This window comes from Kribbella sp. NPDC005582 (assembly GCF_040605415.1).
GTDB lineage: Bacteria > Actinomycetota > Actinomycetes > Propionibacteriales > Kribbellaceae > Kribbella.
In genome coordinates this window covers 179,653-202,571 of the sequence record NZ_JBEXCU010000001.1, presented here as the reverse complement: position 1 = coordinate 202,571, position 22,919 = coordinate 179,653, and the positions used below count along the sequence as shown (strand labels likewise).

The following is a 22,919-nucleotide window of genomic DNA, read 5'->3' as shown; positions in this document are numbered from 1 at the left end:
AACGCACTCGCCTACTCAAACCGCAACCAAAGCCCGGCGACCCCAAGCAACGGCCACGCGATCGCCACCTAGCCACCCCCTCAGCCACCGCCCTGCTCAGCCACCCAGCCCTTTCAATCGGCCGGACGCGGCGGCCAGCCCGGCGCGGCCATAGCCGGCCGAGTCCCGCCCCAGCCCAAGTGGCGCTCAACCGAACCACCGGGAGGCCCACGCGCAGGGCTGCGAATGCGTTAGTCGTGAGTTTTTAGGGTCCAGGTGACGAAAAAGTACCGACTAGCGGGTGATTGGGCAGCTCGGGGAGCACGGGCGGGCAGGTAGGTCGGGGACTGTGCGGCGAAGGACGCTGAGGACCTGTACGGCGGCTTGGCACGGGCGGTTGGTGATGTCGAACCAGCCGTAGCGGAGGGTGGTTTCGGCGCGGAGGGTGGCGCGGTTGTCGCGGTCGAGGTCTCGCCAGCGTTGGTAGGGGACGAGGTGCAGGCGGCCGTCGAGTTCTACATCCAGGCCGAAGCCGTTGTAGTACACGTCGGTGAACTCGCGGTCGATGGCGCGTTGGCGGCGGCCGGTGGGGAGCGCGTGGCGGCGTTCGACGTCGCGGAGGTAGCGGAGTTCGAGGAGCGAGTGCGATCCGGCGGCGACGTCGGTGAGGATCGGGCGGAGTGAACGGCCGTGGCGCAGGCGGCCTCGGGTGGTGAGCGCGGCGAGGATTTCGGTGGGGTTGATTCGGCCGGTTTGGCAGGCTTCGGCGATGACGGCGGCGGCGTGGTCCAGGGTTGGGGCGATACCGACGATGTCGAGGATTGCTTGAGCCGGAGTACGGCGTGGTGGGACGGCTCGCGCGAGGCGGTCGGCCCAGTGGACATCGCGGTGAATCACCAGCCCGGGGCGTCGCCGTACTTGGCGGTGGTCCGGGATCGTCACGTGGACGGGACGGTCGGAGGAGGGTTTGAGCAGGCCGAGTTGTTCGGCGGCTGTGTAGTGGCTCCACGCGGCATCCGGGCCGGCGTACAGGAGGGCGGCGATCAGACGTTCGTCGTAGCCGAGGGGACCGGTGTGGGTGGAGTAAACGCCGGGATGGATGGTTCGCCAGCGACGGTTGCGGATCTGTTGGCGCACGCGGTCGCTGGACCAGCCTGCGGCGAGTAGCTGGACGCGCGAGACGATCCGGTCCTGAGACCGGATCAGCTCCTGGATGCCTTCGTCGGCCAGCTGTCGGTGCCACCACATCCACCCCAGCATGAGGCAGTTGGACGCCTCGTGCTGGAGGGGTTGTGGATAACCGCTTCAGTCGGCGTGGGTCGGTTGGGTGGGGGAGTGGCGGAGGGAGGCGACGGCGGGGACGAGGGTTGAGGCGAAGGTGAGCAGGCCGGCGGCGCCGATGACTACGAGGTAGATCCAGATCGGGCCGGTGGGGAGGGAGCCGGCGACTTTGGCGGCGAAGGGGAGGAGCGAGGCCAGGGCTACCAAGGTGCCGAGGGTGATGCCGGACAACGTGATGAGGGTGCTTTCGGTGGTGAGCATGCGGAGGACTTGGTTGCGGGTGGAGCCGGTGAGGCGTTGAAGGGCGAACTCGCGGCGGCGGCGCAGAGTCGTGGAGACGAGGGTGTTGACGACCGAGACTGCGGTGTAGGCGATGAGCATGCCGACGAGCATGTAGTTGACCCAGGCTTGGGTTTTCTGGTCTTCGGCGTTGGCGGCTACGAGGGCCTCGCGATCAGCAACCCGTACGCCGGGATGCGTCGCCGCGAGCTTGGTGAGCGCGGGACCGGGATCGGTGCCGGGCGTGGTGCGGACCAGGAGTTGGCGGACGAGGCGATCGGTGGTGTGGGCGGTCAGCAGGGCTGCGGGGAGCACGATGGACTCGTAGCCGCGTTCGGCGGCGAAGGTTGCGACCACTCGGAGCGGGATCGATGCGCCGTCGCCCAAGGTGACCGTGATGGTTGAGCCGACGCCGCGGTTGATCTTCTGTGCGACGTAGTCGGGGAGTGCCACGGTCGAGCCGGTCAGCCCGGACAGTGAGCCTGTGGTGAGGCGGACCGGAGCCGGGCCGTTCGCGGCTTGAGCGTCGACGCCGACCAGTGGGGCGCCGTCGTCGTCGAGCGGTGCGTTCCGCGGTTCGTCGATGACGCCGGTACTGCGAACGTACGCCGACGCTCCGGCCACACCGGGTACCGATCGAACCTGCTGCACGAGTTGCGGCGAAAGGCCAGTCTCGGAGGTGAGGACGATGTCAGCGGTGAGGTCGCGGGTGAAGGCGTGGGACGCGGCGTCGACCTGCGTTGTCTGCATGTAGAGGTTGGAGGTGGAGATGCCGACGGCAAGCATCACCGGCATCACGGCGGCCGACATCGCCACCGAACGGACGGAGACGTTGCGGATCGCCAGCCGGCCGTTGACCCGGCTCAGCGCCTGGACGGGCCAGCGCCACAACAGCAGTGCGGCCTTCGTCCAGAACGGACCCAGCAGTGCGACCCCGATCGCCCAGCAGAGGACGGACGGACCGGCGGTGGCACCGGCCAGCGGGCCGACCATCACCGTCGCGGTCACGATCATCAGCGCCATGCCGCCGCCGAGGAACAGCAGACCGGCGATCAGCCGCACCCAGCTGAACCACTTCCGCTGCAGCGAGGATTCCATCAGCGCCTGGACAGGCTTGATCTTGGCCGACTTGCGGGCCGCGATCAGGGCCGCACCGATCACTGCCAGGACCGCTGCGCCCGCACCAGCGGCGAACGGAATCAGCCCCTGATAAAAAGTGATCACCGACGAGGCGACACCGTGCGCAGCCAGCTGATCGAACAGGAACCGACCGAGCAGCATGCCAGGAATGATGCCGACGGCAACGGCCGGGAGGGCGACGAGCAGACCCTCGCCGAGGATCATCCGCCGGACCTGACCAGGCGTGGTGCCGATTCCGCGCAGCAGCGCGAACTCGCGCTCACGATGCTGAGCCGACAGCGCCAACGTCGACGCGACCACGAACATCATCGTCATCACCGCGATCCCGCCGAACGAACCGGCGATCGCGATCAGCGCCTCGCGCTGCACTCCGGTCCCGGCGTGCTCGGCCAGGCCGCGGTCGACCCCGGACGAGGCGGTCAGGTTCCCGAGTGCCTCGATCCGCTTCTTGACCGCGTCCAGATCAGTGCCCGGAGCAACGAGTACGCCGACATCGGCGTACCGGCCGGGCATCCGGCTGAGCCGGGTGGCGTCGGACTCGCTGAAGAAGGTGTGACCAGCCGGAGCGGCGGCGATCCCGCTCACGGTGAAGCTCTGCGCGACTCCGTTGACCAGCACTCGCACCTGGTCGCCGGTGCGGCCGCTGGTGGTGACAACTTCACCGACCGCGGGCGCGCGTCCCGCCGTCAGCTTGTACGGCGCCAGCGCGGCGCCGGCCCAGTTATGGCCTTGGGCAACGACTGCGCCGGTCCCGCCAACGATCGGCGCGGTGAACGTGCGGTCGCCGACCACTCCGGTGACGCCCTCGACGCCGCGGATCTTGGCGACCATCGCAGCCGGTACGCCGACGAGTTCGGGCAGCGGAAACGCATCGGTGTCCTCGTCGGCGCCGGCCGGTTTGTGGGACTGCTGGCCGGTGACGACGATCGGGGCGGCGGCCAGTCGCTGGGGTTCGACGTTCGAGCGGATACCGGTCTCCATCAGACCGCCGCAGGCCATCACGATCGCCGTACCGAAGACGACCGCGACGAAGGTGGCGACGAACCCGCCCTTGCGGAAGCGCAAGGTGCGGATAGCGAGTCGCATCATCCGGCCACCGCCAGCTTGCCGCGCGCACCGAGGTGCGTCATCCGGTCGGCGACCTGCTCGGCGGTCGGGGCGATCAGACTGCCCGCGAGCCGGCCGTCGGCGAGGAACACGACCTGATCGGCGTACGACGCCGCCACCGGGTCGTGGGTGACCATCACAACGGTCTGGCCCTGGGTGCGCACCGGTTCGCGGAGCAGCTCCAGGACGTCGGCCGCGGTCTGGGTGTCGAGGGCGCCGGTGGGCTCGTCGGCGAAGATCACCGCCGGGCGGGCGACCAGCGCGCGGGCGATCGCGACGCGCTGCTGCTGTCCGCCGGAGAGTTCGCCCGGACGGCTCTTCTGCTTGTCGCCGAGACCGACCCGCTCGAGCACCTCGCGGACCGCGGCCTTGTTCGGCCGGCGACCGTCGAGCTCCTGCGGCAGTACGACGTTCTGCCAGACAGTCAGCGCGGGGAGCAGGTTGAACGACTGGAAGACGAAGCCGATCCGCTCACGCCGGAGCTCGGTGAGCTCACGCTCCTTCATTCCGGCCAGCGGCTGACCGTCGATCAGCACCGAACCCGAGGTCGGCCGGTCCAGCCCCGCCGCACAGTGCAGGAACGTGCTCTTCCCGGAGCCCGACGGACCCATCACCGCGGTGAACGTGCCGCGACCGAAACCGATGCTCACCCCGTCGAGCGCGGCCACCGTGTTGGCGCCGCGGCCGTAGACCCGGCGTACGTCCTGGAGAACCACAGAATGCTCGCTGCGGAGCACGGCGTCCTGCCGCTTCTTCGTCATGCTCAGGACGCTACGGATCCGGCGCCCGTCCTCCCAGGGTGCTGAGTCGCGCTCAATGGTGGTGCAAACCCCACCCTCAGGGCAGGAGGTGGTTGCGCATGCCGGCGCACAGCTGTGACACCAGGGGCTCGGTCCAGTCGGTGCCGTCGCCGCTGAAGTGTCCGGTGAGGGCGTTGTCGGTGGTGGGGCGGAGGCGGATGCCGAGGATGTCGGCCAGGCCGGTGTCCTTGGGACCGGCGACGGCAGCGACGGTGGCGTGGACCGGCCCGAAGTGGTAGCCGAGCGGCCACTGCTGGGGGACATACTCGAAGAACGGAGATCTGCTGGGCACCTGTGCTTCAAGGATGGGGAAGCGGGCGTGGCGGCTACAGCCGACGACTGCTTCGCGGACCGCGGCGAGGTCGGCGTCGCGTGGGACGGCCAGGACCGATGGGACGATGCAAGGGCCGAGCACTCGCTGCCATTGCGGGCGGTCACGTTTGCTGAACAGGGTGTTGAACAGCAGGGTGTCGCCAGGGCCGACATGTGGTGCCATGCCAGCTGCCAACGCGGCCAGCAGGGTGACGAGCGGCGTACTGCGTTGTTGCAGGGTGCGCTGATTGACGGCTGCGAGCTCATCGGTGCTGAGGAGTTGAGCGCGGTAGGCGAACTGCTTGGCCGGTTGGGGAGGTGGTTGCGGGCAGGATTTGGCGTCGGTGATCCGGGCCTGCCACCAGTCACCGGCCGCACCGCGCTGGCGCTCGACCAGTTCGGCTTCGTTGCGCGTGTAGTCGGCGTACTGCGCTACTGGCGGCGGTACGTCGGTGCTGGAGTACAGCGCGGCCAATTCGTCCAGTGTGGTCCAGAGCGTCACCGGGTCGGCGATCATATGGTGCAGATGGAGTGCGAGCCGGTTGCCGGCCAAGCGCAGCCGGACCGGTGCTGCGAGTGGTACCTCGGCGTGCGTCTCGACCGCCTCCATCAACTCCAGCTCGGCCGTCGGGTTCGGGTGGATCAGCTGACTCTGGTCAACGATCTCAGTACGTAGTGCTTCATGGCGTTGCTGTAGCTCATGGAAGGCGCTGGCAAGCCTGCTGTGGTCGACGGGACCGTCCAGCTCGAGTACGGCGTTCATGGTGAACCATGGGCCGCGCGCGAACCCCGGACGGTTGTCGTCGAGGTGCAGTGCGAACGTCTGCCAGAGCGAGGTCGGGAGCGTCATAGCAGCGCCTCCGAGTACTCAGGCACCTCCGCCGTGAGCAGTGCTTCGTGGAGCTCTTGCAGTACCTCGACTGCGAAGTCCTTGCGAGCCCAGTCCTCGAAGGCGATGCCGTAGCCGAGTGAGATCCAGAGGTCGGCGTTGCGTTGCTCGTGAGCGCCGAAAGGTTCCAGTAGCACGAGCGGAGTCGCAGACCAGAGCGAGTCCAGCAGTGTGCCGCCGCCGGGCTTGCTCACGGTCGCCAGTGCCTGACGGCACAGGTCGAACGAGCCATGGTGGCCGGTGCGCTGCTCGTACGCCTCTCCGGCTAGTCCGAACGGCGGATAGCCGTCATCCAGCCAGGGATGCCAGTCCGGGTCGATCATGAAGTAGCGGACGCCGTCCGAGGTCAGGTCCTGCTTCTCGTAGGCGACCACGTCGAGAGCGAAGCCCACAGTGCCCAGCTCAGCGGCGTACTCGCGGTAGGTGCCCATGCCCCAGCCGCCGCCGTGCACGAGCAGTCTGCGCTCACGGTCCTTCCAGGAGATCGGTGCGTCGCGGCTGACCGGAATGCTGCACGGAATGGTCCCTGCGTCCGCATCCGCCAGTTTGACGTGCCGCACCGGGTACGGCGGCGTGCCTACCTTCTGGAAGGAGGGCGAGACGACGGAGTCGACGTGGCAGATGTCCACCTCGACCGGTCCGTGCTGTTCGAGGTAGTCGGTGAGCAGGGTGAGCCAGAAGCCGGAGAAGACGATGAAGCGGGTGACACCACGGCTCCGCCAGTCCGCGTAGAGCGCGGAGACTGCTGCGGGGTCTGCGGCACGAGAGGCGTTGCCCGCGAGCTTCTGGCCGGCCATAGCTACGCGGAAGTCGCGGTGGAACGCCAGCTTGGACTGCGCAGTGGTTTCCAGCGTCTTGGCCGGCATCAGCCGCTCCAGGACCGAGACGGAGACTTGGCCGCGCTGTTCACGGATGCGGTCAGCCAAGAGCAGCCCGGGGACATGGACGCCGAGCGCGACGCCGGACGTCAGGATCTCGATCACAGCGCCGCCAGCTCTTTGGCCAGGTGCCGCTCGACCAGCTTGACCAGACCTGCGTGCTCTGGACCGGTGTAACCACGCGGAGTGCCCTCGACCAGCATGATCAGGTAGAGGTAGACGCGGTAGAGCGACAGGCGTTCGCGATTGACGTCGGCGCCGTACCCGGCGATCAGGTCGGCGTCCACATCGCTGAACAGGGTCAGTGAGACGAACTCCGCGACCGGATCGCCCCAGAACGCGCGCTCGCCGTCGATGAGTCCGGTCACGCGGCCGTCCTCGACGAGGATGTTGCCGTCCCACAGGTCGAAGTGCACCAGCCGCGGCACGCGGACAGAGTCGAGTAGCGCGGTCCGGTCGGTCACCAGTTGCCGGGAGACCTTCGGCGGCAGCGGTACGTCGTACCGAGCGGCGTCGGCGAGGATGTCGTCGAACATGCCGAGGAAGGCCGCGCTCCACGAGCTCTTGAGGCCGCGCTGCGGGTAACCGAAGCCGTCGGTGCCGGTGACCTCGTGCAGGCTCGAGACGATCGCACCGAGCTCCCGCCGGTACTGCGCTCGGTCGGCGGGAGTGCTGTGGATCGTCACGCCGGGGAGTGCGGTCATCAGCAGGTGATCGGTGCCGGAGTGAACGACCTCTGGGACCGGGGCTTTGCCCAGTGCGGCCTGGTAGAACATGGCCTCGGTCTGGATGAGGTGCTGCTCATGGGTGAGGCCCGGGCCGGTCGGGGCGATCTTCAGCACCAGGTCGCCGGCAGTGTGGTTGAGCAGGTAGACGTGGTTGTAGGTGCCGTCAGCGAGCGGTGTCACCGCGGTGAGTGCTGACGGGTCCCAACCCGCTTGGGTGAGCAGGGTGGTGACGTAGGCGGGGTCCAGTGCGTGGGGCGGGGGCTGCTTCACGAGGTGGCCTTTCGGCGGCGGGCATCGGCGTAGATCGCTTCCATCAACTCGATCCGGGCCGCAGCCTCGGTCAGGCCTGGGCAGCCGTGTGCCGACGTGCTGTGGACGAAGTCGGCTAGCTGACGCTGGTAGTAGGCGACCGGGGCGAAACTGATGACCTCGCGCTCGCCGTCGGCCGGAGTGACGACAAGGTTGAGCGGCAGTGCGGCGACAACAGGGCGCAGGAAGTTGCGGAGCTTCACCGTGGCGCCGTCGAACTCAAAGAGATGCTCGCTGACGTGGTCGGGACCAGTGCTGCACTCCAGAGTGGCTGTCGTGTCCGGCCAGTGCAAGGTGGCCAGGAAGGACCGGTCCACGCCGTTGGGCCCGTCAAAAGCCGACTCGCCGGACACCTCGGTGACGTCCAGCCCTACTGTCGCCTGCAACGCCTGCAGCCAGTAGCTGGCGCAGTCGTAGAAGATCCCGCCGCCGAGCTCGGGGTGATCGCGGTACCCACCAGGAGTCGGCTCCGCGAACGTCATCCGGGTCCGCACCGACCGCAGTACGCCGTAGCGTCCCTCAGAGACGAAGGAGCGCACCGCGTGCTGCCACTCGTGGTGCGCGGTCGCGACCGCCTCGGTCACCTGCACAGCACCGTCGGCTGCGAACTCGAGCTCGGCGACCTCCTCGGCCGTGAGGCACAAGGGCTTCTCGACGATCACGTGTTTGCCGGCCACCGCCGCGCGGACCGCCCAGCGGTGGTGCGCCGAGTTGTGCAGCGAGATGTACACGGCGTCAACCAAGGGGTCCGCGAGCAGCGCCGCGTAGCTCTCGTGCACCACCTCGATGCCGTACTGGTTGGCGTACTCCTTCGCCCGTACGGCGTCGCTCGCGGCGACGGCGCGGACATGGGCGTTCGTCATGGCGGCCGGGGCCAGCATGGTGCGGCCGGCGATGCCGGTGGCTCCGATCAGCCCGATCTCAAGCGGCATCGGTCATTCCTCGCGGTGTCAGGCCGGCGGCGTTGACCGCGGCGGTGAGACGACGCTGCCACGGCCCGAGATCGTCGGGGTGGCAATAGATCGCCAGATACACCCGGCCGCCGGGCGCGGCGAGCGTGCTGCCGTTCAGCACCTGGATGCCCGGCTGGTCGCCGGTCGTGAGCAGACCGTCGAAGGCGGTCAGCACATCGGCAATTCCCTTGCCTGGAGCAATGTTCAGCTCGAGCTGCCACAGGTGTGCGGTCAGCTCGGTCCGTTGATCCAGATGCAGAGTGAGCAGGCCGAGCGACTGCCGGGCGTTGATCTCCAGGACCGGTACGACGGTGCCGTCGGCAAGCACCATCGCATCGACGCCGACCGGTCCCCAGTAGCCGGCCCGCGCGAGTGCGTCGACCACGCCGGCCAGGGAGTCGGCGTACCGGCTCTCGTCGATCAGTGCCGCGGGTGCACGGCGCGAGCCGAGGTGGCGGAAGCCCTTGTTGGTCATCTGCTGGATTCCGAGGAACTCCGCCGTACCGTCGCGGTTGAGCAGTAGATGGCCGGAGAAGTCATGGAGCTTCGGCAGCTTCTCCTGCACGAGCAGCTCGACCCGGCGGTCTTGTTTGCGCAGCACGCGCTCGACCGCGCGCAGTACGCCGGGTGTGGAGATTTCGAGCAGTGCGCGGCCGGAGACGCCGTACGGGTCCTTGACCAGTGCTCGGAACTCGAGTGCGGTAACCGCTTCGACGAGCTCCTCTGGTGAGCGCACTACGCGGCCCGCGCCGGGCAGACCGAGCTCGACCACGAGGTCGTTGGACCAGGTCTTGGAGTTGACGAGGGCAACGACCTCGCTCGGTGGCAGGCTCGCGCCGACCAGGCGTGCGGTGTCCGGAAGGACGGCGTACGGCGCAACTGAAGCGCCGCGCACCAGCTCGGGATCGATGTACCGCTCGATCGGTCCAGGTCCCGGGTCGTCCACCGAAATCGCGTGACAGGTGAGGAGGTCCGGGTGGATCGGATACCGGGTGATCAGCAGGTCGTCCGGTGCGCAGAAGCCCAGCAGCAGCTCGTCCATCGCGCCGACGGCCACGTCGCTGCCGCCGACCGACGGCAGCTCGGCCAGGTCGGCCGGCCGCCACCAGGCCTCCGCGTCGAAGGTGCCGAAGCGGACCGTCATTGCACGGGTGCGGCCAGCCGCTCCACGAAGGTGCTGAACTGCCGCACCGATCGCAGGTCGTCCAGCTGAAGGTTGGGGTAGTCGAGCTCCAGGTCGAACTCGTCCTCGATCGCGAGCAGGAACGTGATCGTCTGCAGCGAGTCCAGACCGTACTCCTCGACCAGGTCGGCGCCGGAGCCGATCTCCTCGGCGGTCGTGCCGTTGTCGAGCACCTTGGCCAGCACGAGCTTCACGCGGTCTTCGATGGTCACCTCAGACTCCGTTCAGGTAGAGAAGGATGCACTTGGAGCAGACCGGCATCATTCCGTTCTCGGACATGATCCGGCGGACCTCGCGGAACGGCCGGCTCTGCCAGAGCTCTTCGACCGACTGCTCGTAGAGGTTGCCGACGACGAACTCCGGGAAGAACTTGCACGAGCTGACCGCACCGTCGGCGTGGACCTCCATCCGGTTCGAGACCGCCAGGCACTTGCTGCGGTGCTGTGCCGGGCGCGACGTACCGAGGATGAAGTCGGTGACCTCGTCGTCCTCGAGTTGCGGCTGGTAGCGCAGACGGACGTTCCAGGCGCGGGACGCGAGCCGGGCCATCGACTCACGCAGCGCGGGCAGCTCCTCCTCGGGCAGCTGGTAGGTGTACGAGTGCCAGGTGGGCTTCTTCGTGTCGGTGTTCGGCTCCAGCCACGCGAACGACTTCTCGTACAGGCGGTCCATGGCCTCGGCGACCGACGGGCTGATGTACCAGGGGAACTGGAAGTAGACGGTGTTGACGCCAAGCTCCTCGGCCCACTCCATGAACTCGTACATCTTGTGCACGGTGACGTGCGAGACCATGCAGGACAGGGACAGCTCGCCGTCCCACTTGCCCTCGCGCTTGAGGTCCAGCATCAGCTGGATGTTCTCCATGGTGCGCTTGAACGTGCCGCGGCCGCGCAGTGCCTCGTGGTCCTCGCCGAGACCGTCCAGGCTGACCAGCAAGTTGAGGTTCTCGCCGATCCGCAGCAGGTCGTCCAGCTTGCGCTTGAACAGCAGTCCGTTGGTGCACATGTTGACGGTCCGCGGATACTTCTCCAGCAGCTTCGCCACCTCGTCGAACTTCGTGTGCATCAAGGGCTCGCCGCCCCAGAGGAACAGCTTGGACCGGACCTCGGCGGTCGTCTTCAGCACGTCCTCGATGACCGACAGGTCCAGCTCGGTGCGCTGCCGCTCGGAACTGAAGTCGCGGAAGAAGCCCTGCTCGTTCCACTGGTAGCAGTGTGTGCAGCGCAGGTTGCAGCGGTAGGTCAGTTGCAGACTGACCTCCTGCGGCAGCGGAGCGGCGTACTCGGGGTCGGTGAGCAGGTTCTTGCGAGCCTTGGACCGGATCGAGACGGTGTGCAGGATGTCGGCGAACTCTTTGCTGTTCAGGGTGCGGGTCGTGGTGGGGCGCATCAGACCTCCCGTGGAGTGGTTGCGACGAGCAGGGCACTGCTTCCGGCGATCACACCTCCCGTCGCCAGGACGAGGACGAGACCGGTCGCGGCCCCGAGCTGACTACTCAGTACGCCGCCGGCGAAGCCGCCGGTGAGCGCACCGAGTGGAACTGTCGACGAGGTGAGCGTGCGGGCGGTCGCATGCACTGTGCTCTGCAGTGCGGACGGAGTGACCTGCTGACGGACACTGGTCGTCACGACGTTCCACACCGGCAGCCAGCCGCCTGCCAGCACTCGGATCAGCACCAGCGTGATCGCGGGCTGAGTGACGAGACAGAGTGGAATCGCCAACCAGCACAGGGCTTCCACACTGGTCAGCAGCAGCACGCGGCGAGTGCCGAGCTTGCCGGCTAGGCGGTTGGCCAGGAACGCACCCAGTAGTCCGCCGACCGAGCCTGCCGCGATCAGCAGACCGCCGGCGAGGCTGGAGAGCCCGAGAACGCGGTACGCGAACAGGAGCAGGACAGCGTCGACCATGCCGGAGCCGAAACTCCGTACTGCTGCTGCGCTGACTTGGCGACGCAGTACTGGATGGCTTTGCACGAAGGCGAGACCGGTCCGGATGCGTTGCACGAACGGCGCTTGGGCGGGGTCTGCGGGAGGTTCGACCGCGGTGATCCGGGTGCGTCCGTACGCCGAGGCCAGGAACGGCAGGGCGCTCAGGAACAGGCCGATGGTCGATCCGGTGGTCCGCAGCAGCAGACCGGCCAGCGCGGGACCCACGAGTTTGGAGGCGCTGTCCGAGCTCTGGAGCTTGGCGTTGGCGCCGACAAGAGTGCCCGGGGCAACAATCGCGGGTAGATAGGTTTGGCCGGCGACATCGACGAACACCATCGCCACGCCCGCGACGGCGACGACCACGAACAGTTGCTCGATGCCGGCACCACCGAGTACGGCGGCCGCCGGAACAGTCGCGAAGGCGGCACAGCGAACCAGCTCGCCGCCGATCATCACGCGGCGCCGCGGGAGATGGGGGAGTGCTGCTCCGGCGACCAGGCCGAACGCCGGATAGGCGAACCAGCCGAGGGCGGACAGGACGCCGACTTCGGCGCTCGAGGCGTTCAGCGTCAGGATCGCGATGCTGGGAACGGCGAAACCGGTCAGCCGGTCGCCGACGAAGCTCGCCGTCTGGCTGCCCCAGTACCAGGACAGATCGGCGCTAGGCCGTGCCTGTGTCGTCGTTCGTCCGCGCACCCGTCGACTCCCCAGCGTCGTTGGCTGATTCCCCGGTCGAGCTCTCTTTCTTCAAGTCCTGAATGAAGTGCTCGGACAACTTAACCGGGTAGGTCGCGGGACTCAAGCCCTCCGTAGTGAATTCGTCGCTGAGAGAGACAAGTGGGACGAACTCTCAGTTTTGGGAGGTCTGATGACTTGCTCAGCGAAGGATCGCGCGCAGTCCGGCGGTGTAGGACTCCGGTGTCACGTCGCCGATCAGCAGGCGCTGGACCATGAAGCCGGGCACGAAACCGAACAGGGCTTGGGCGATGTGGTCGGGGTCGACAGCGGCGTCGATGGTGCCGTCGGCCTGGGCGCGGCGAGCGACCTCGGCGAAGCGGCTGCGCAACCTCCGGTACTTGTCGCCGGCAATCTCCAGCATGGCCGGATTGCGCAACGCCTCGGCCCAGGCCTGTAAGGCGATCCGGGTGACGTCGCCGCCGGGGCGCTCGGCGATCACGATGATGTGGTGGAGGACGCGCTCCAGCACCGCCACCGGCTGCAGTGGCTCTGAGGTGTCGTCGTCCAGGATCGACTCGAACAACTCGTCGACGTTGCTCAGGGCGTCCTCGGCGATCGCCCCGATGATTTCTTCCTTGCTCTTGAAGTAGCCGTAGACGGCGCCCGCGGACAGGCGGGAGGCGGCGATCACGTCGGCCATCGTCGTCTTGTGGAAACCCTGCTCGAGCACGCAGGACCGGGCGGCCGCGACGATCTGGGCGCGGCGGGCCACGCGATGTTCCTCGGTCACCTTCGGCATGGCTGGAACCTAAAACGAATGTCCGTTCTTGACAAGGCGACGCTCCTGCGCCACGCTCGAATCAATAAAGAACGGTCATTCGGTTTACTTGGAGAAGGGGTCCCCGCTCATGACTGCTGAGGCCGAGCGCCGCCAACCACCCCTGGTGGCAGTCGTTCTGCTGCTCACCGCCGTGCTCACCGTGTTGCTGATCGCGTTCGCGTGGCCCGCGGCCCGGTCCGCGCCGCGCGACGTACCGATCGCGGTCGCCGGCCCGAGTCAGACGGTCGGCCAGGTTCAGGCCGGTCTCGAGCAGGCCATGCCGGGCGGGTTCGAGATCACGCCGGTGGCAGACCGGGCGGCCGCTGTGCAGAAGATCAATGACCGCGACGTGTACGGCGCGATCGTGCTCGACCCGGCGCAGCCTGAGGTGCTGACCGCGTCGGCCGGCGGTCCGGTGATCGCTCAGCTGCTGACCCAGTTGGCCACCCGCTTGTCGCCGGATCACCCCGCGAAGGTGACCGACGTCGTACCGCTGCCTGCGGACGACCCACGTGGGTCGGGGCTCGCCGCCGGTTCGCTGCCGTTGGTGATCGGTGGCATCGCGGCCGCTTCGGTGCTGACCATGCAGATCCGGTCCGGTGCGCGGCGGATGGTCGGGGCCGTCGGGCTGGCGATCACTGGTGGGCTCGCGCTGACCGCCGTACTGCAGTTCTGGCTCGGGTCCTTCGAAGGTAACTACCTCGCGAACTCCGGCGTGGTCGCGCTGTCGATCGCTGCGATCAGTCTGACGTTGCTCGGGCTGGAGTGGCTGTTCGGACTGCCCGGGCTGGGTGCTGGCGCTGCGCTGATGATGCTGCTGGGCAATCCGCTGTCGGGGCTGACCAGTGCGCCGGAGATGCTGCCGAGCGGTTGGGGTGCGTTCGGTCAGCTCCTGCCGCCGGGAGCCGCCGGTACGGCGTTGCGCTCGGTGAGCTTCTTCGACGGAGCCGGGGCGGGGCCGGCCTTCGTCGTACTGAGTGCTTGGCTGGCGCTGGGACTGTTCCTCTGTGGTCTGGGCGCGATGCGGTCGCAACGTGTCGTCCCTGGCCGTCACCAGGTGGAAGCCGTTACGGTCTGAAGAAAGTCCCGGACGCGGTGACCTGATTGTTATGACAAGGCCACCGCGTCCGGGCGTTCCACCACGGACAACGTTGTCTCTCAACCATTGACTTCACGGCCGTCAGCCTCCTAAGTTCGCCAAAAGCCCGCTGTGTTTGGGTCGTGGTACCGGGATGACAACGATTGCCCGAAGGTGGACCTGATGGTGACAAGGAAACGTTTCAAGGCGGTTGGCGCGCTGGCCGCGTCCGCGCTGCTCCTGGCGGTCTCGGCCTGTAGTCAGGGCTCGACGACCAAACAGCCGGAGTCCGGTGGTGGTCAGAGCAGTGGCCCGGCGAACATCAAGATCGCCTACCAGCAATGGGGCCCGGGCACGACCATGAAGACCTTCCTCGGCGGCGTGAAGGCCGAGTACGAGGCGGCCAACCCCGGGTCGACGGTCGAGATCCTGCCGATCGTGGCGAGTGAGAACGACTACTACACCAAGCTGCAGCTGATGATGCGGTCGCCGAACACGGCGCCGGACGTGGTCTACGAGGACACCTTCCTGATCAACTCCGACATCACCGCGGGCTACCTGCGGCCGCTCGACGAGTACATCTCGAAGTGGGACCAGTGGAGCCAGTTCGAGGACACCGCCAAGGGCGCCGCGAAGGCGCTGGACGGCAAGACGTACGGCATTCCGGACGGCACGGACACTCGTGCCTTGTGGTACAACCGGGACATTTTCAAGAAGGCGGGACTGCCGGCCGATTGGCAGCCGAAGACGTGGGACGACGTCCTCAGCGCGGCCCGGACCATCAAGCAGAAGGTCCCCGGCGTGATGCCGTTCAACATCTACTCGGGCAAGCCGATGGGTGAGGCCTCGGCCATGCAGGGCTTCGAGATGCTGCTCTACGGCACGAAGGACACGCTCTACAACAACGAGCAGCAGAAGTGGGTCGTCGGCAGCAAGGGCTTCAAGGACTCGCTGAACTTCATCAAGACCGTCTTCTCCGAGGGCATCGGCCCGTCCCCCAAGCAGGCCCTGGACCCGAACATGGGCTCCAAGGTCGGCACCGAACTGCTCCCCGAGGGCAAGCTCGGAATCGCGCTGGACGGCTCCTGGATCTACGGCAACTGGCAGAAGACCGGCGCCAAGCCGTGGCCGCAGTGGACCGAGGTGATGGGCCAGACCGCGATGCCGACCCAGGACGGCGGCGGTAAGGGCAAGGTCAGCCTCTCCGGCGGCTGGACCTGGGCCATCCCGGCCAAGGCGAAGAACCCGGACGCGGCCTGGAACCTGATCAAGACCCTGCAGACGCAGAAGAACGCGGCGAAGTACGCGACCGACGGCGCGCAGATCGCCGTACGGAAGGACGTCGCGGCGGACGAGGGCTACAAGAGCTCGTCGAAGAGCACGCAGTTCTTCACCGACCTGGTGTCGGTCACCGTCTACCGGCCGGCCTACGCGGAGTACCCGAAGGTCTCCAACGAGCTGATCACCGCGATGGAGGCGGTGATGACCGGGCAGTCCTCGGTCGACGAGGCGGCGAAGAACTACGACGAAGCCGTCGAAGGCATTGTCGGCAAGGACAAGACGACCTCCGGCCAGTAGTCCCTCGGCGAAGGAACCCTCCCTGTGACGACGACTGTCGCCCCGACTCCCGTTGCGTCCGGCCGCAAGCCCGGACGCAACGGGAAGCCGCGGGCCGCGAACCTGTTCAAGATGCTGCCGCTCACCCCGGCCATCGGACTCATGCTGGTCTTCCTGGCCGGCCCGATCGTGTACTGCGTCTACGCCGCGTTCACGAACATGGCGCTGACCGGCAACGGCGCGGCGAACGTGACCTTCGTCGGCCTGGACAACTTCCGGAAGGCCTTCGGCAGCGGCGCGTTCACCAACGCGATCTGGCTGACCCTGCTGTTCACGCTGATCTCCGCGATCATCGGCCAGAACACACTCGGGCTCGGCCTGTCGCTGCTGATGCGCAGGTCCACGAAGGTGGTCCGCAACTTCGTCGGTACGGCGGTCATCGGGGCGTGGGTGCTGCCCGAGGTCGTCGCGGCGTACCTGCTGTCGGCCTTCTTCAACGACGAAGGCACGCTGAACGTGATGCTGCACGCGGTCGGCCTGCCCGGCCAGGACTGGTTGTACGCGGCACCGATCATCGCGGTGTCGCTGGCCAACATCTGGCGCGGTACGGCGTTCTCGATGCTGGTGTACTCGGCCGCGCTGAGTGAGGTGCCGAAGGAGATCGAGGAGTCGGCCGAGATGGACGGCGCCGGCGGCTGGCGGCGACTCGTCTTCGTCACGCTGCCGATGATCAGCCGGGCGATCATGACCAACCTGATGCTGATCACGCTGCAGACGCTGAGTGTGTTCGGTCTGATCTATGCGATGACTCGCGGTGGGCCCGGGACGAAGTCCCAGACGCTGCCGCTGTACATGTACGAGCAGGCGTTCAGCTTCTCCCAGATCGGCTACGGCACGGCGATCGCCTTGGTGATGCTGGCGATCGGCGCGGTCTTCTCGCTGATCTACCTGCGTGGACTCAACTCGGAGGCAGCGTGATTGCCCGCGACCGGATCAGCAAGCTGGCACAGAACCTGATCCTGCTGGCCATCGGCATCTTGTTCGTGCTGCCGTTGTTGTGGGTGCTGTTCGCGTCGATCAACCGGACCGCGGGACTGCGGGTCGAGTTCCCGACGCACCCGACGCTCGGCAACTTCAAAGCGGTGCTGAACACGGACACGACGTACCGGCCGGTGCTGAACGGCATCGTGCTGTGCGGCGGCTCGGCGTTGCTCACGATGGTGTGTGCGGTGCTGGCGGCGTACCCGTTGTCGCGGTTCAAGTCGCGGTTCAACCGGCCGTTCTTGCTGACTGTGCTGTTTTGTACGGGGTTGCCGATCACTGCGGTGATGGTGCCGGTCTACGGGTTGTTCGTGCAGCTGAACCTGGTGGACACGCTGGGCGGGACGATCATGTTCATGGCAACCAGTTCGTTGCCGTTCGCGATCTGGCTGACGAAGACGTTCATGGACGGCGTACCGATCTCGCTGGAAGAGGCGGCGTGGGTTGACGGCGCGAGCAACATGCGCGCGCTGAAGAGCATCGTGCTCCCGCTGATGTGGCCCGGGATCGCGGTCGTGCTGATCTTCACCTTCATCGGCATGTGGGGCAACTTCTTCGTTCCGTTCATGCTGTTGCTCTCGCCGGAACGCCTCCCGGCGTCGGTCAGCATCTTCACCTTCTTCGGTCAGTACGGCGAACCGAACTACGGCCAGCTGGCGGCGTACTCGCTGATCTACACGATGCCCGTGCTGCTGCTGTACCTGCTGCTGAGCAAGAAGCTCGGTGGTGCCTTCGCCCTCGGCGGCGCCATCAAGGGCTGACGCTCACATGCCGCCGCGCACGGAAAGGACACCGCTGCGCGGCGGCTCTTCTTTTGCCGCCTTCGGCGGGTGCATCTGTGGTTCGGTGGAGGGTTGTCCGGTGCACGGGCGGTTCAGCCGGCGTGCCCGGGCGGCGCACGGTGGCTTGGGGATGGGATTGGGCCGGGCGGGCCTAACATCCACCCCACCTTGCTGCCGACTCGGCCGGGGACGTTGGGCTGTGGCTGAGCTTGCGCGGCGGCCGATGAACAGCAGGGTGGCTCGGCTACGCACGGGGCTGAGGGGGATGGCGGGGTCGGCGGTCGCGTTGCCGTGGTCTGGGCTTCCGGGCTTCGGTTGGGGTTCGGGAGGCTGCTTCGTTGGTCGGGGATTTTTCGTCGCCTGGAGCCTCAAGATCCACGACTAACGACCTGTGGCGACTCGCCGGGGTGATTGCGGGGGGCAAGCGGTCGTTTTAGGCTCGCCGGAGGAGGCATGATGAAGGGGATTGTGCTCGCCGGTGGGTCGGGGACTCGCCTTTACCCGATGGCTCGGGGGATCTCGAAGCACCTGATGCCGATCTACGACAAGCCGATGATCTACTACCCGCTGGCGACGTTGATGAGTGCGGGGATCGACGAGATCCTGATCATCACGACGCCTGAGGACGAGGCGAGTTTCGAGCGGCTGCTGGGGGATGGGGCGCAGTTCGGGTGCACCTTCAGTTATGCGGTGCAGGCGCGGCCGAACGGGATCGCGGAGGCGTTCCTGGTGGGGGAGGAGTTCATCGGGGGCGGGAAGGTTGCGCTGATTCTGGGGGACAACCTGTTCTACGGGGACGGGTTCGGGGACGAGTTGAAGGCTTGTGCGGATCCCGACGGGGGAGTGGTTTTCGCTTACACCGTGGCGGATCCGCGGCGGTACGGCGTGGTGGAGTTCGATGCGGATCGACGGGCGATCGGGATCGAGGAGAAGCCGGCTGAGCCGCGGTCGAACTACGCGGTGGTCGGGTTGTACTTCTACGACAACGACGTGGTGGAGATCGCGCGGTCGTTGCGACCGAGCGCTCGCGGGGAGCTCGAGATCACCGACGTGAACCGGGAGTACCTGCGACGCGGCAAACTCCAGGTGGAGAAGCTGGATCGCGGGTCGGTCTGGCTGGACACCGGGACGATCGAGTCGCTCGCGGATGCGTCCGACTTCGTGCGGGTGCTGGAGAATCGCACCGGGCTCAAGGTCGGTTCCGTCGAGGAGGCGGCGTGGCGGCAGGGGTTCATCAGCGATGACGACCTTCGGCTGCTCGCCGAACCACTGCGCAACTCCGGGTACGGCGAGTATCTGCTGGGGTTGTTGAGCGGCCCGAGCCTGGTACGGCGCTAGATGAACCGGATCCTGGTCACCGGAGGAGCCGGCTTCATCGGCGCCAACTTCGTGCAGAGCGCCGTCCGGACGAGCCGGGTCACGGTGCTCGACGCGCTCACGTACGCCGGTGATCGACGCAACCTCGAGACGGTTGCCGATGACATCGAGTTCGTCCACGGCGACATCGGTGATGCTCAACTCGTGGATCGGCTCATCAAGCAGGTCGATACGGTGGTGCACTTCGCCGCCGAGTCGCACGTCGACAACTCGCTGACCGGTCCGGCGCCTTTCATCCGCACCAATATCCTCGGCACGTTCAATCTCCTCGAGGCAGTACGCCGGTACGACGTCCGCCTGCACCACATCTCCACCGACGAAGTGTTCGGCGCGCTGCCACTCGACACGGAGACCCGGTTCACCGAAGAGACGCGGTACGACCCCTCGTCGCCGTACTCGGCCAGTAAGGCGAGCTCCGATCATCTGGTCCGCGCGTGGACCCGTTCGTACGGGATCGCGGCCACGATCTCCAACTGCGCCAACAACTACGGCGCGTACCAGCATGTCGAGAAGCTCATTCCGCGGCACATCACCAGCGTGCTCACCGGCATCCGACCCAAGGTGTACGGCGCCGGCGCGAACGTGCGGGAGTGGACGCACGTCGACGACCACAATGCCGCCGTACAGCTGATCCTGGAGAAGGGCCGGCTGGGCGACACCTACCTGATCGGCTCCGCCCAGGAACGCTCCAACAAGCAAGTCACCGAAGCGATTCTGCGCCTTCTGGACCAACCGGAAGACGCGTACGACCTGGTCGCGGATCGCCCCGGCCACGACCTCCGCTACGCCACCGACTCCACCAAGCTGCGCACCGAGCTCGGCTGGACCCCGCAGTACGACGACTTCGAGTCAGGCCTGGCCGACACCATCACCTGGTACCGCGAACACCGCCCCTGGTGGGAAGCCGCGAAGGCCGTCACCGAGGCCCGCTACGCCGACAGCTGATCCCCGTTTGGTGGGTCAGCCCACCGCGTTGTGGGTGGGCCAGCCGCATCCAGTTGGCCCACCCCACTGAAGGCTCCTCTGCTCGATGTGTGGCTGGTACGACGCGGGTGGCGCCGCACGGTGGCTTCACTGGCGCGCCACCACGAGCAGTCCATCGCGACTGTGGCGAGTGTGCCGCCGGTAATCGATGGAGAGCAGCACACAGGCCACAGTCGAGCGCAGACTCATCGCACTCGGCACGGTGGCTTCGGTCGCGCTGGTACCGGCTCACCCGGCAGGCGCCCGGACAGCACACGAGCCCCATGTGGGGCTTGGTAGTCAGTTGGTGGTTAGGCGAGGTCTTCGTAGGTCTCTTGCCAGAACTCGAGTTTCTCGGCGAAGGGTTCGTCGACCTGCGGGTCGGGAGTGCCGTCGGCGAAGGCTTCGAGGGCGGCGGGGATGAGGGCGGCTGCCTCGGGGGCCTGGGTGAGGATGACGGCCAGGCGGACGATGAAGGTGACCAGGCGGGTGAGTTTGGCGTGGTCGATGGGGATGACGCGGGCCAGCGGGTCGGGGTGGCGTTCCTGGGACTTGAGTTGTTCGCGGATCGCCTTGAGGGTGCGGGCGGCTTCCTTGTGCTCGGCGCGGCCGGGGGTGGCGGAGACGGCGTCAGTGGGGAGGCCCAGCAGTTCGGCGAGGTCGGTGGAGGGCGGCTCGGTGGGAGCGCTCTTGCCGAAGAGGCCGGGTTTGGTGGACTGCAGGTGAGTGTCGATCTGGTCGACCAGTTCGGTCAGCGCCTGGAGAAGCGCTGGGACCTGGCGGTCGGCGGTCTTGGTGCGGTTGGTGGTGAGAGCGGTCGTCCGCTCGTAGTCCGCCTCGACCGCGGAGCGCAGGGCATCCGGCCAGTCGTCGAGCCCGGTCAGCCCGGCGTGCTGCGGCGCGGTGGGGTTCAAGTCCCCGGCCGACAACGGTTTGGCGCCGGAACGGGCGGCGTCGATCTCTTGTTCGAGCTTCTTCTGCGGACCCGGCACGATTGAACTCACGCGGTCAGCTTAGTGCTGTCCTGTTCCAGTCGCCGGAGGTTCCAGATCGACGGTACGACGAGAGTCGCGACGATGATCAGGACGTAGAGCGTGAGGCCGTAGAGTTCGACGGCCTTGATGGAGATGGCGGCGGCGACGTAGCCGACGGTGAGCTGGCCGACGGGGCTGGCGATGAACGAGCCGAGCATGTCGTACGACGAGACGCGGGACAGCTTGTCGAGGGGGACGTGCTGGCCGAGCGCGGTCTCCCAGCCGATGCCGAAGACCTCGAACCCTAGGCCCATCACGAACGCGGCGACGGCGACCGCGACGGCGTTGGGGAACAGAGCCAGGCAGAGGATCATCGGGGCCGCGAGCAACATGCCGGCCATGCCGGCGCGGAGCGGGTAGCGCGGTTTGAGGCGGAGCATGAGCAGACCGCCGACGATCAGTCCGGCGCCGAAGCAGGCGCTCACCACACCCCAGGCGGTGCGGCCGAAGGTGCGGTCGGCGATGACTGGGCCGAGGGTCTGGTAGCAGGCGACGTAGAGCACGTTGAGCAGACCGAACGCCAGGACGACGACCCACACCCATTGCCGGGAGGCGAACTCGGTCCAGCCTTCGCGGAGATCGGTGATCATCGAGGACGCCTCACGGACGACCGGTGGCAGCTTGAGCCGGGAGATCAGCAGCCCCGCGATCAGGAACGTCACGCCGTCGACCGCCAGCCCGACGCCTGGACCGGTCAGCCCGACGATGACACCGGCGATCGCACCGCCGCCGATCATCGCCACCGACCGCGCGAACCCGGAGATCGCCATCGCCTGTGGCAGGTCGGACTTGCTGACGATCGCGGGCAGGACACCGGCCATCGCCGGCATCACGAAGGCTGAGGCGGCGCCGTTGACCGCCTCGATCGCAGCCAGCTGCCAGATCGTCGCGTGGCCTGTCAGCACCAGGACGGCGGCGAGCGCCTGCGTGAGGCCGCTGATCGTGTTCGCGACCAGGATGACGAGGTGCCGGGGCAGCCGGTCGGAGATGACGCCGCCGACCAGCAGGAAGACGATGTTCGGGATGCTCCGGGCGGCGAGCACGAGACCGACCGAGCTCGGCGACGGTGACACGTCCAGTACGGCGAACACCAGCGCCACCGGAGCGATCGTCGACCCGAGGATCGAGATGAACCGCGACGTGACGAACAGCCGTACGTCGCGCTGCCGCAGTACGGCGAGATCCTGCCGCCAGCCCATCGTTCTCCCTCGCTCGTGCCGAACCCGGAGAGCTTACGGGCCGGGCGGCTCGCGCGCCCCTGAATATGTGAAGAGCTTCACCAACAGTCGGTGACAACGTCGTCACCCACGGTTTCTGAGATGAGACCTGCCGCGCAAGTGGTCTTTTCGCTACCTTGGGGTATTGGTCCCCCTCGATCTGCAGGAGGCTCCGTGAAGATCAACGACGTACTGCGCGGCAAGGGTCACGAGGTCGTCACCATCTCGCCAGAGGCGACGGTGACGGAACTGCTCGCTTTGCTTGCCGAGCGCAACATCGGTGCGGTGGTGGTGAGTTCCGACGGGACCTCCGTCGACGGCATCGTCTCTGAGCGCGACGTGGTCCGGCTCTGGAACGGGACACCGGAGGCCGGTGACGTCCGGGTCAGCGCGATCATGACGTCCGAGGTCCACACCTGTACGCCGGACGACCTGATCGACAACCTGATGCGGCTGATGACCGACCGCCGGATCCGGCACGTGCCGGTTGTCGTGGACGGTGGCCTGACCGGACTGGTCAGCATCGGTGACGTGGTCAAGTCGCGGATCGGCGAACTGGAGTTCGAGAAGGAGCAGCTGTCGAACTACATCTCCAGTTAATACCGG

At 67.1% G+C, this 22,919-nt stretch carries 21 protein-coding genes; 7 read left to right on the top strand and 14 right to left on the bottom strand.

What is annotated here, in order from left to right; genetic code table 11:
• Positions 1–273 precede the first annotated feature (273 nt).
• The 12 genes from ABZS29_RS00975 to ABZS29_RS00920 form a co-directional block, all read right to left on the bottom strand.
• Positions 274–1,227, bottom strand: a complete 954-nt coding sequence (locus tag ABZS29_RS00975) for a hypothetical protein (protein ID WP_355457323.1) — start codon at positions 1,225–1,227, stop codon at positions 274–276.
• Between the two features lie 57 nt (positions 1,228–1,284).
• A complete protein-coding gene (locus ABZS29_RS00970; RefSeq protein ID WP_355457322.1) occupies positions 1,285–3,768 on the bottom strand; it encodes an FtsX-like permease family protein in 2,484 nt (827 codons plus the stop codon).
• Positions 3,765–4,547 carry an ABC transporter ATP-binding protein gene (locus ABZS29_RS00965; protein WP_355457320.1) on the bottom strand — a complete coding sequence of 261 codons (783 nt, stop codon included), beginning with the start codon at positions 4,545–4,547 and terminating at the stop codon, positions 3,765–3,767. Before ABZS29_RS00965 ends, ABZS29_RS00970 begins: the two co-directional genes overlap by 4 nt.
• 76 nt (positions 4,548–4,623) lie before the next feature.
• Entirely contained in the window at positions 4,624–5,748 is a 1,125-nt protein-coding gene (locus tag ABZS29_RS00960) for a condensation domain-containing protein (RefSeq protein ID WP_355457319.1), read from the bottom strand.
• Positions 5,745–6,770 (bottom strand): hypothetical protein, encoded by a 1,026-nt coding sequence (locus ABZS29_RS00955; protein ID WP_355457317.1) that lies wholly within the window; start codon positions 6,768–6,770, stop codon positions 5,745–5,747. Before ABZS29_RS00955 ends, ABZS29_RS00960 begins: the two co-directional genes overlap by 4 nt.
• The gene (locus ABZS29_RS00950; RefSeq protein ID WP_355457315.1) at positions 6,767–7,663 is read right to left on the bottom strand and encodes an aminoglycoside phosphotransferase family protein; all 897 of its coding nucleotides are present in this window, start codon (positions 7,661–7,663) and stop codon (positions 6,767–6,769) included. The genes ABZS29_RS00955 and ABZS29_RS00950 overlap by 4 nt, the downstream gene beginning before the upstream one ends.
• Complete coding sequence (locus ABZS29_RS00945; protein ID WP_355457313.1) at positions 7,660–8,634, bottom strand: Gfo/Idh/MocA family oxidoreductase; 975 nt, start codon at positions 8,632–8,634, stop codon at positions 7,660–7,662. The genes ABZS29_RS00950 and ABZS29_RS00945 overlap by 4 nt, the downstream gene beginning before the upstream one ends.
• Positions 8,624–9,799, bottom strand: coding sequence for a hypothetical protein (locus ABZS29_RS00940; protein ID WP_355457311.1), 1,176 nt, complete (start codon positions 9,797–9,799; stop codon positions 8,624–8,626). The genes ABZS29_RS00945 and ABZS29_RS00940 overlap by 11 nt, the downstream gene beginning before the upstream one ends.
• Positions 9,796–10,050: an acyl carrier protein gene (locus tag ABZS29_RS00935; protein ID WP_355457309.1), complete on the bottom strand. Its 255-nt coding sequence runs from the start codon at positions 10,048–10,050 to the stop codon at positions 9,796–9,798. The genes ABZS29_RS00940 and ABZS29_RS00935 overlap by 4 nt, the downstream gene beginning before the upstream one ends.
• A 1-nt stretch (position 10,051) precedes the next feature.
• Entirely contained in the window at positions 10,052–11,227 is a 1,176-nt protein-coding gene (locus tag ABZS29_RS00930; RefSeq protein ID WP_355457307.1) for a radical SAM protein, read from the bottom strand.
• Positions 11,227–12,462 (bottom strand): MFS transporter, encoded by a 1,236-nt coding sequence (locus ABZS29_RS00925; RefSeq protein ID WP_355457305.1) that lies wholly within the window; start codon positions 12,460–12,462, stop codon positions 11,227–11,229. The genes ABZS29_RS00930 and ABZS29_RS00925 overlap by 1 nt, the downstream gene beginning before the upstream one ends.
• A 181-nt stretch (positions 12,463–12,643) precedes the next feature.
• Positions 12,644–13,243, bottom strand: a complete 600-nt coding sequence (locus ABZS29_RS00920) for a TetR/AcrR family transcriptional regulator (RefSeq protein WP_355457303.1) — start codon at positions 13,241–13,243, stop codon at positions 12,644–12,646.
• Positions 13,244–13,352: 109 nt separating this feature from the next.
• On the opposite strand from ABZS29_RS00920, the gene ABZS29_RS00915 reads away from it, so the two are divergent.
• The 6 genes from ABZS29_RS00915 (at position 13,353) to rfbB (ending at position 20,044) form a co-directional block, all read left to right on the top strand.
• The gene (locus tag ABZS29_RS00915) at positions 13,353–14,342 is read left to right on the top strand and encodes a hypothetical protein (RefSeq protein ID WP_355457302.1); all 990 of its coding nucleotides are present in this window, start codon (positions 13,353–13,355) and stop codon (positions 14,340–14,342) included.
• 183 nt (positions 14,343–14,525) lie between these two features.
• The gene (locus tag ABZS29_RS00910) at positions 14,526–15,920 is read left to right on the top strand and encodes an extracellular solute-binding protein (RefSeq protein WP_355457299.1); all 1,395 of its coding nucleotides are present in this window, start codon (positions 14,526–14,528) and stop codon (positions 15,918–15,920) included.
• A 24-nt stretch (positions 15,921–15,944) separates the two neighbouring features.
• On the top strand, positions 15,945–16,877 hold the full coding sequence (locus ABZS29_RS00905) for a sugar ABC transporter permease (RefSeq protein ID WP_355457297.1): 933 nt from the start codon (positions 15,945–15,947) through the stop codon (positions 16,875–16,877).
• A complete protein-coding gene (locus tag ABZS29_RS00900) occupies positions 16,874–17,701 on the top strand; it encodes a carbohydrate ABC transporter permease (RefSeq protein WP_355457295.1) in 828 nt (275 codons plus the stop codon). The genes ABZS29_RS00905 and ABZS29_RS00900 overlap by 4 nt, the downstream gene beginning before the upstream one ends.
• Before the next feature lie 477 nt (positions 17,702–18,178).
• Positions 18,179–19,060, top strand: a complete 882-nt coding sequence (gene rfbA / locus ABZS29_RS00895) for a glucose-1-phosphate thymidylyltransferase RfbA (RefSeq protein ID WP_355457293.1) — start codon at positions 18,179–18,181, stop codon at positions 19,058–19,060.
• Complete coding sequence (gene rfbB, locus ABZS29_RS00890) at positions 19,061–20,044, top strand: dTDP-glucose 4,6-dehydratase (protein ID WP_355457291.1); 984 nt, start codon at positions 19,061–19,063, stop codon at positions 20,042–20,044. It abuts the gene before it with no gap.
• 329 nt (positions 20,045–20,373) lie between these two features.
• On the opposite strand, the gene ABZS29_RS00885 is transcribed toward rfbB, so the two are convergent.
• Complete coding sequence (locus ABZS29_RS00885; protein ID WP_355457289.1) at positions 20,374–21,066, bottom strand: hypothetical protein; 693 nt, start codon at positions 21,064–21,066, stop codon at positions 20,374–20,376.
• Positions 21,063–22,295: an MFS transporter gene (locus ABZS29_RS00880; RefSeq protein WP_355457287.1), complete on the bottom strand. Its 1,233-nt coding sequence runs from the start codon at positions 22,293–22,295 to the stop codon at positions 21,063–21,065. Before ABZS29_RS00880 ends, ABZS29_RS00885 begins: the two co-directional genes overlap by 4 nt.
• Before the next feature lie 192 nt (positions 22,296–22,487).
• Here ABZS29_RS00880 and ABZS29_RS00875 point away from each other — a divergent pair, with 192 nt between their 5' ends.
• Positions 22,488–22,913 carry a CBS domain-containing protein gene (locus tag ABZS29_RS00875; protein ID WP_355457285.1) on the top strand — a complete coding sequence of 142 codons (426 nt, stop codon included), beginning with the start codon at positions 22,488–22,490 and terminating at the stop codon, positions 22,911–22,913.
• Positions 22,914–22,919: the final 6 nt, after the last annotated feature.

What these genes read in the sequence shown, in the direction of transcription:
- ABZS29_RS00970 (WP_355457322.1), bottom strand. Translation starts at nt 3,768, where the DNA reads ATGATGCGACTCGCTATCCGCACCTTGCGCTTCCGCAAGGGCGGGTTC.
- ABZS29_RS00915 (WP_355457302.1), top strand. Translation starts at nt 13,353, where the DNA reads ATGACTGCTGAGGCCGAGCGCCGCCAACCACCCCTGGTGGCAGTCGTT.
- ABZS29_RS00975 (WP_355457323.1), bottom strand. Translation starts at nt 1,227, where the DNA reads ATGTGGTGGCACCGACAGCTGGCCGACGAAGGCATCCAGGAGCTGATC.
- ABZS29_RS00940 (WP_355457311.1), bottom strand. Translation starts at nt 9,799, where the DNA reads ATGACGGTCCGCTTCGGCACCTTCGACGCGGAGGCCTGGTGGCGGCCG.
- ABZS29_RS00920 (WP_355457303.1), bottom strand. Translation starts at nt 13,243, where the DNA reads ATGCCGAAGGTGACCGAGGAACATCGCGTGGCCCGCCGCGCCCAGATC.
- rfbA (WP_355457293.1), top strand. Translation starts at nt 18,179, where the DNA reads ATGAAGGGGATTGTGCTCGCCGGTGGGTCGGGGACTCGCCTTTACCCG.
- ABZS29_RS00960 (WP_355457319.1), bottom strand. Translation starts at nt 5,748, where the DNA reads ATGACGCTCCCGACCTCGCTCTGGCAGACGTTCGCACTGCACCTCGAC.
- rfbB (WP_355457291.1), top strand. Translation starts at nt 19,061, where the DNA reads ATGAACCGGATCCTGGTCACCGGAGGAGCCGGCTTCATCGGCGCCAAC.
- ABZS29_RS00930 (WP_355457307.1), bottom strand. Translation starts at nt 11,227, where the DNA reads ATGCGCCCCACCACGACCCGCACCCTGAACAGCAAAGAGTTCGCCGAC.
- ABZS29_RS00910 (WP_355457299.1), top strand. Translation starts at nt 14,526, where the DNA reads ATGGTGACAAGGAAACGTTTCAAGGCGGTTGGCGCGCTGGCCGCGTCC.
- ABZS29_RS00945 (WP_355457313.1), bottom strand. Translation starts at nt 8,634, where the DNA reads ATGCCGCTTGAGATCGGGCTGATCGGAGCCACCGGCATCGCCGGCCGC.
- ABZS29_RS00880 (WP_355457287.1), bottom strand. Translation starts at nt 22,295, where the DNA reads ATGGGCTGGCGGCAGGATCTCGCCGTACTGCGGCAGCGCGACGTACGG.
- ABZS29_RS00965 (WP_355457320.1), bottom strand. Translation starts at nt 4,547, where the DNA reads ATGACGAAGAAGCGGCAGGACGCCGTGCTCCGCAGCGAGCATTCTGTG.